Annotated in this window: 1 protein-coding gene; it reads right to left on the bottom strand. The window is 78.6% G+C overall.

The genetic code is table 11. The features are described from left to right. The coding region (locus OEY_RS28170; protein WP_010593284.1) for an AMP-binding protein at nucleotides 1–802 on the bottom strand (802 nt) is incomplete at both ends.

Here is an 802-nt window from a genome sequence, read left to right on the forward strand (position 1 = left end):
TGTCGTCGACGTCCGGGTCGGCGGCGGCGAAGGCGACGAGCGCGCCACCGGAGGCCAGCACGACGGCGTGCCGGATGCCGGGCTGCGCGAGCAGGGCGGCCTCGAGTTCGCCGGGTTCGATGCGCACGCCGCGGACCTTGAGCTGCCGGTCGGTGCGGCCCCGGAAGGCGAGGGTGCCGTCGGGGCGGCGGTGCACGAGGTCGCCCGTGCGGTAGCGGCGGGTGCCGCCGGGCGCGGCGACGAACCGCTGCGCGGTGAGGCCGGGGGCGCCGAGGTAGCCGAGCGCGACGGACGTCCCGGCCAGGTACAGCTCGCCGACGGCGTCGTCGGGCACCGGGCGCAGCCGCGCGTCGAGGACGTGCGCGACGGTGCCGGGGACGGGCCGGCCGATGCCGCCGCGGCCGTCGACGTCGGCGAGGGTCGCGACGATGGTGGCCTCGGTGGGACCGTACGCGTCGAGCATGTGCCGGGCCGCCGCACCCGAGCCCTGGGTCCAGCGGGCGGCGAGCGCGGGCGGCAGGGTTTCGCCGCCGGAGGCGACGACCCGCAGGTCGGGCAGCTGCTGCGGGTCGAGGGTGCCGAGCACCGCGGGGGTGGACAGGTAGTGGGTGATGCGCTGGGTGCGCAGCAGGTGCTGCAGGTCCGCGCCCGCGTACACCTCCGGCGGGGCGACGACGAGGGTCGCGCCGGTGGTGTGGGCGAGCAGGAGCTCGAGCAGGGCCGCGTCGAACGCCGGGTGGTAGCCCTGCAGCACGCGGTCGCCGGGTCCGACGCGGTAGCGGCGGGGGGGGGGGGGGGGGGG

This window comes from Rhodococcus sp. P14 (assembly GCF_000256505.1).
Taxonomy (GTDB): Bacteria; Actinomycetota; Actinomycetes; order Mycobacteriales; family Mycobacteriaceae; genus Rhodococcus; species Rhodococcus ruber.